Source organism: Salinivibrio sp. EAGSL, assembly GCF_013366455.1.
Lineage (GTDB): Bacteria > Pseudomonadota > Gammaproteobacteria > Enterobacterales > Vibrionaceae > Salinivibrio > Salinivibrio costicola.
In genome coordinates this window covers 1-6,534 of the sequence record NZ_JABWMG010000037.1, presented here as the reverse complement: position 1 = coordinate 6,534, position 6,534 = coordinate 1, and the positions used below count along the sequence as shown (strand labels likewise).

The window sequence follows — 6,534 nt, the reverse complement described above, 5'->3', positions numbered from 1 at the left end:
CCTGGGTTTCGCCTTCAATCGAGATATAACATGGCGTTGGCATAATCGCTCCTTTTTGTATGATTCGAGTTCAAACAGCGACTGTTGCTGTCTATCCCTGCTATTAAGCTAGATTCATGCCAAGTTTTTATGCCCTTATTTTCAAATGCTTATCGATTACGTGACCAATTTTTTGCACGACTCAAGCAACTTTTTGCTTGGCTTGGCAAAAAGTTGCTTGGCATATCGCTGAGCCTTTACGCACTACCTAAACGCTTTAAGAAGTCGCTTAGCCCCAGAAACCATTACTGCTCACTGAGTAATTCGACTGTATTTTTGCTATAAACTTTGCCCACTTTCTCCGTAAGAGGTTAACAAAGGTACTATGGCAAAGCCCGTGTCTTATGGGTATGTGGGTTTATTAACCGCTTACAGAGAGCGCGCTGGATGACTTAGAAGCTAAGTGGGGTGGCAAATACCCCATCGTTATTAAGTCCTGGCGCAATAAATGGTTCACACTCTCTACTTACTTCAAATATCCGGAATACGTGCGTACCGCCATATATACGACGAACGCCGTTGAGGCCGTGCACCGCCAGTTCCGCAAACTGACCAAAACCAAAGGTGGTTTTGCCAACGAGAACAGCTTGCTCAAGCTACTCTACGCAGGTATGTTAAAGGCGTCTGAGCATTGGTCGCATCCGGTGCAGAGCTGGAGCCTGACGCTATCGCAGCTGACCATTCACTTCGAAGGCCGACTGGATGATCACATAGACCTATGAAAATTGGCTGACACAGAATATTGAACACCCTCACACAGAATATTGAACACCCTCCTATTGAGGTCACATGATAATTTAAAATTGCTCTATAGATTCTTCCTGAAGCCTTTAAAGAATTCTACTGTTGTTTCATCAAGGTAAAGGTTAGCTTTATGCCCCTTAGCTTTCTGTCTAGCCTGAGCTTTTACACTTTCAATATCTTCTTTGCTAACATACTCACCTGTATATTTATCAAAATATTTCAACTCATCATTTTCTTCATCATAAAACTCATCGAAATACCTTGTTAATTTACAGTCATGCTTATTATTCATCGAGTGTGCAATCATGCAATAAAAAAAGGCTTTCTTTTCAGACGTATCTTCCTTCTCCCCAATACCAGCCTCTCTCATAAAAGGGATAAACATAATACTTTTGAATAACAAAGAGTTAAAATCATTATTCCTAACGCCATAATCTATCCAATCTATAGCTTTTTTGATATCCCCTCTTTCCTTGTACATGAACGCAGCTTCATAAACAGCCACCATATTCCCATCTTTAGCCATTTTCTCTAAGTATTCCAATCTTATGTCTTCATTAACCCAAGACCAAAAATGGCTATCGAAGAAAAATGTATAACCCTTACTTTTATATATCTTTTCAGCTAACTCGCCATAGCGATATTCTCGATAAATAGGAATATATTGCCACCAGCTAGGGTCATGATATAAGAGTGCGTACATAGCTTTACCATTACCCTCTTCGGCGAGTTTCTTCCAACCTTCAATTGCTTTGTCTACCCATTGCTCTTCACATGGCCAACCCAAATAACCACAAAAAGAACGATCAACTTTCGGCATATATGTACCTGCAAGCGTCGCCATTGCCCAAGGGTTACCTCCCTCAGCGGCCTTTAAAAGGCTAGAACCGGCTTCTACTGTACCTAACGTTTTAAACTGAGTATAAGCTAACCAGTAAAAGGCTTTAGCGTTACCTTTATCAGACAGCGCTCTGAAAACTTCATTTGCCGCTTTATACTTCTCTTCGTTTAGAAGGGACAGTCCCTCTTTTAAGGTCTTTGCTTGAGCAGGAGCAATGAGAAAAAAAACACAAAAAACCAAGAGTTTTATTAAATTCATCTTATCCACCAAGTATATTCCTAAAGCCTTTACTTTCAATATCCTTCTTTCTTTTTTTATCATTCATATGAACAGAAGTATATTCAGCCACTTCTTGATAAGCAGGAAGTATATTTACTCGTTTATAAGGTTTCCAGCAATCAGCTAGACTTTCAAAGCCCTCGACCAAGTCATATTTTATCTCAATGAACTTTCGCTTCCCTTGTTTAAGGTCTACTTTCTCGAGGTTACTATAAGAAGCCTCCCAAAATACTAATATTTTATCAATGTTTTCCGCATAGCGTTGCCATTTCACTTCTTCGGGAAGCTCCACCTCAATCTCTTCTCCGATCCTTTGCATGACATTCTCGAACTTTTTCCTAGCATTGTCACTTACCGGGTGGCTCTCTCCTCTTATCCATTCTAAAAGCTTGGTCATCGCAGCCACTTGATCGAGGTTATCCTTCGCTGCTTCTGCATCGTTAGCCCAAAAACCTAGATCATGATAATGCAATAGAACCGAAAAGAGCTTGGCGTAGGTTTCAGCCGGCATTTTCTTGATCCAGTCTCGCTGACCGGATGTCTCAACGTCACTATTAATGAAGTCCGCCACAAAGGGGGCGTTCGTCGTCTCCAATGCTCGCTGCTCCATGTCTCGAATAAGATGAAAAGGAAGCAGTGCAATTTGCGTCAGGGTAAGCTGATAAGCAACGGCAACTGTCAGTAGCCTGTTAAAAGCATAAAAGGCTTCACTGCCATCGCTTTCATGGAATAGGCCAAAGCGACTGAAACTCGGGTGCTCCATCACATCTAACAACCGTGAGATAAATTCGTCGTAAGCAAGCGGGTCTAACTCAAACGCCAGCTTGCCAGAGAAACCAGCGATAGACGCGGCGCCAAAGTCGAAACGAAAGATTAAGCGACCATTATCTAAGGTACATTGCAAGATAAGTTTCGCTCCAACGCCTAACTGCGCGGTGAGGCGAGTGGCGAGCTTAAACAACTGTTTCATGTCCGAGCTACCCACATTTTTCCATAAGCATTCAAGACTGACTTGTCCACCTACCTCTGCACCAGCAAAGGCCGACACCTCAGTCTTTGCACCCGCCTTAATATTTCGCAGTTTACTATCATCCGCGAGCCCTAGGTCTTGCTTGCTTTCCAAACGTGTTGCAATAAAGGTTTGAGATGTCCGTAAGCCTGTAGCCCCTGTGGCAGCATCTTGACCAAGTGCAATCTCATTCGAGTATTTCATGCTTGCCGCTAACATACCGTGTACAACCGCTTCAATGTCGAAGCGAATGTCTCCTAAGCTCACTTCACGACGCTCATTGTCAACGGTGTAATAGGGAACTTTCAGATCGTACATGTTTTCAGCTGGAATGGAGAATTTTGTCGCTAATTGGCCGCTGGCGAAATCAAGCGACGCCCCCAACTGCGTGTTCCCCACTAAGTTTAAGTTGACGCTTTCAGCTGCTGCCTGCGCTGAATACGTAAATCGCATAAATTGTGCGCCGCCGCTAACGTCCATCTTAACGGTGTTACCGAAAATCTCAGTTTGCTGGGTTCGCCACGGTAGCACATACTCATAGGCCTCATCTAAAGCGACCTCTCCTCCCACGTTAGCCAACACAAACGTCTTTTTAATTTCCGCATCATTACCCAAGGCGTCTCTTAACGCGTCCTTGAATGCCTTGGGGTTTATCGCTCCTTGCCCTGTTGGTAGCGTGGGTTCATAAACTCGCGCACAGCTTTGTTTATTCCTTGCTGGGTCATTATCTAAAACCGCACACGTTGAACGTATATACATCGCTTCGTTTGGCTTGGAAGTGAGCGCACACTCAACAATCGTCGTATTCAGCGCCATGGAGTCAGGGACAATTTGATTGTTCAAATTTTCTGGTGCCCAATCTTTGTGCTCATCCCAAAGCAATATGCGCTTTTTCTCTCGCACTTGCCCTATGAGGACCGAATCCTCCTGACCGTCTAGAATAGGTGATGACAACCGACTCTTGGCAAGCGCTTCTAGCGCATCGAAGCGCTCTTGAATGTGCTTTGAATAAACAAGAAGCCTCCTCACATAGTCCGCATATTGTTGGTTTTTTGATACTAAGTCAGTAAAGGCCGCAATTCGCTTAGCGATTTCTTTGATTATGGTAATTCTTAACGCGTACGCAGAGTAATAGCCTAACGTTGATATATTTAGACTTCCGATCAATCGTTGAATTGTACCAATACTTTGACTGCCGATATTTTCTTGAAGAGAAGTGACAGCGTCCGCCCCATTAAATAGCTCACTTTCATTTAAGCATTGTTCTTTAACGTAAAACCCAAACTGATTGAGCCGGTACATGTAGTAGGCTATTTCATACTCTCCAGTCATGTATACAGGAGGTAGTGTCTCGTGTTTCGGGAGAGCGTCAAAAAAAGCGACAATGCCTCTAAGATATACTCTTCTTTGTTCTACTGGGCGAGGTAGCTTTGTAGAGGTGGACACCTCATTTGAATTAGTGAAGTCACCGAGGGATGCATTAATACGACAATCTACTAAATCATTAATCAAGCGCTGGATATCTGAATCTCTGCTTGAGGTATAGTAGTTCAACTGATCACTATATCTATAAGTCGCACCATCCTCTTCAATTGAAATCGTTTTTGCATGCTGAGTGGCGATCTTCTCTAATTCATCGATAAGCTCGATAACAATATCAAGACAGTCAGATTGTAGTTCCTTAACGATACTCGCGCGTCTTCTTGCGAAGCGATTATCGACATCGGATCTTGGCTCTCTAACATTCACGGCACCACGACCAGTGACCACAATCGTATACTCTAAATAGTTATCATCACCGGTTTCTCGCCAACGCCCCCGCTCGACATTCAACGCTTCTATCCGTTCGTTAAAAGACGCATGAATATCGCGCACGTCCTCAATATCAGGCGTGCTGGGAAGGAATTCAATATTTGATGCCATGCTCATTTCTAAGGCTAATCGCGCTTGGAGGGCTTGCATATAGCGCTGTTTTAATGAAGGTTCATCTGGGTGCTCTTCATCATACTTTGCCAAGAAAAACTCGTGTGGCGTCGCTTTTACCTGATCCATCACACCAAGTTTTTCTAGATTAGCTAATACTGTCTCTTTGTCTCCTTGCACCGCCTCTTCACATAATTGTGCTTCTTTTTCAATAATGTCGTAGGCTTCTTGAGTTAAGAGATAGACACTTGGACGTGGTGAGCTTCCCTCTGCTGGATTATGAGGCACATAAAGCGCATCGACATATTCAATAGAGCATTTTCTTTTAGTCAAATTATCATTAGGAACAACGTCTAATGGCTCTTTTGTCTCAGTGGACTTGTCATCCGGTGTCGGCACAGAAAGCGTATTGCCAACACGAATAGTATCGATATTCTTAATTCTATCGCTGTTCAGCTCTTGAAGAGTACTAACATCCGTATTAAACGCTTCAGCTAATTCAGAGAGGGTATCTCCTTGCTTTATCGTGTACTCTTGGCTCATGCTAGTAACTCCTCAACTATTGAAATAGGCAAATAGACAGCGTCAACTTCCGTCCCTTTTCGGGGATTAAATATTAATTGCGTGGCGTCTGATAATTCAGAGAATGCGGGAGATATGTACGCATAATGTGCCGTCTGTAATAGCGACATCAGCACAGTTTGATCACACAGGCTAGCAAGGTGTAATAACGTCTTGGGCGAGTAGAAGCGCAGCAGATATTGACGTTGGTTTTCATCAAAGACAGTGATATTCGCTTGTAAGCTAGATACTTGCTCGAAGATATCTAGATGCTCTGGCATCGCAAAAACCACGCCACTGCTCGCCCACTGAGGCTCCGTCAGCCAACGCTGATAAACCGAATCTTCCTCACTGACCCTGGCACAAATAGGGCTATTTACTAACTGGGGCTCCCATATAGTATCTCGATACAAAGGTATCCATTCTACATTACCCTCTGCGCAATGCTGACAAATGCCCGGCACGCGATTTTTATCGATTACTAACAACCAATTCATCACAGAATCCTACTTACACGGGCAGTCTTTCAATGGACAAGAGCCGTCAGTCTGCCGTTGACATATCTCCATCATAGGAATATCCAGTTTCGCGATAGCGGGTAACGCACTCGTGAGAGACGCATCGATCGGCGCTGCTGAGTTGACAGGATCAGGAAGCGACTCCACCCCAAACGGGAGGGCAGCGACTTTGCCCGCATAGCCACTACCGGCGCCGGAGCTGCCGCCTGAGTTGAGGTTAATCGCGGGGCCCACAAGGTGGACACCACCGCCATCAATGCTGACAAAGCTGCCGCCGGCTTTGACGGTGATGCTACTCCCTGCCTCAATCACCGCTTTTTGACCGGCTTTGATATGAATTTCGTTACTGGCGTCATTCACCCACACTTGGCCGGCTTTGACATGCAGCGAGCCATCGACAATCAGGGTTTGGTCTTGTTGGGTGTACTGGCGACTCTCTCCCTCCACGGTATGATGCGCATTGCCCATCACACGATGAAATTGGTCATTGTGTACCTGATGGTGATTGTCATGACCTACCTCGGTCACACGGTCGTTTTCTACCTCGGTGTGCCAGTCTTTTTGCGCGTGTAAATACACTTGCTCACTGCCCGATTGGTCTTCGAACGTGAGCTCGTTGT

3 protein-coding genes and 2 pseudogenes are annotated in these 6,534 nt (G+C 44.4%); 1 reads left to right on the top strand and 4 read right to left on the bottom strand.

Features of this window, described 5'->3' with window-relative positions:
* Nucleotides 1-419: 419 nt before the first annotated feature.
* Nucleotides 420-761: pseudogene (locus HLG76_RS14495) on the top strand (transposase); the annotation flags it as partial.
* Nucleotides 762-847: 86 nt separating this feature from the next.
* On the opposite strand, the gene HLG76_RS14490 reads toward HLG76_RS14495, so the two are convergent.
* The 4 genes and pseudogenes from HLG76_RS14490 to HLG76_RS14475 form a co-directional block, all read right to left on the bottom strand.
* A complete protein-coding gene (locus HLG76_RS14490) occupies nt 848-1,891 on the bottom strand; it encodes a hypothetical protein (RefSeq protein WP_175993920.1) in 1,044 nt (347 codons plus the stop codon).
* The gene (locus HLG76_RS14485) at nt 1,884-5,378 is read right to left on the bottom strand and encodes a LysM peptidoglycan-binding domain-containing protein (RefSeq protein WP_175993919.1); all 3,495 of its coding nucleotides are present in this window, start codon (nt 5,376-5,378) and stop codon (nt 1,884-1,886) included. The genes HLG76_RS14490 and HLG76_RS14485 overlap by 8 nt, the downstream gene beginning before the upstream one ends.
* Nucleotides 5,375-5,893, bottom strand: coding sequence for a DUF4123 domain-containing protein (locus HLG76_RS14480; protein ID WP_175993918.1), 519 nt, complete (start codon nt 5,891-5,893; stop codon nt 5,375-5,377). The genes HLG76_RS14485 and HLG76_RS14480 overlap by 4 nt, the downstream gene beginning before the upstream one ends.
* Before the next feature lie 9 nt (nt 5,894-5,902).
* Nucleotides 5,903-6,534: pseudogene (locus HLG76_RS14475) on the bottom strand (type VI secretion system tip protein VgrG); the annotation flags it as partial.